We start from the raw sequence: 286 nt of genomic DNA, 5'->3' as shown, positions 1-286 counted from the left end.
AACAAATTGCTCTGGTTCACCAGCCCCATCAGGCTGGTATGACGCAGCAGCCCGCTGAAGATCACGCCTTGCAAGTCGCCGGCATCATTGAAGATCGGCCAGTACAGACCACTGTACTTGTTGGTGAACTGCTCGCTGGGCTGCCGGGTGCTGCGCATCGCGGCTTCGACACTCTTGGGGATGCGCGAAGGGTGATCCTGGAAGCGCTGGGTCGCGAAAATTTCCGAGAACCCGTCGGGGTTGGCCAGGTACAGGCGCAAGTCGAGGGAGTGCACATCGGCCACAC

General features: G+C 60.1%; 1 protein-coding gene. It reads right to left on the bottom strand.

What is annotated here, in order from left to right; genetic code table 11:
* The coding region (locus KAJ71_RS23255; RefSeq protein WP_248947793.1) for a hypothetical protein at positions 1-286 on the bottom strand (286 nt) is incomplete at both ends.

Origin of the sequence: Serratia silvae (genome assembly GCF_023282985.1) — a bacterium.
Taxonomy (GTDB): Bacteria; Pseudomonadota; Gammaproteobacteria; order Enterobacterales; family Enterobacteriaceae; genus Chania; species Chania silvae.
The sequence above is the reverse complement of the archived record's forward strand: the minus strand, read 5'-3'. Positions and strand labels throughout refer to the sequence as shown.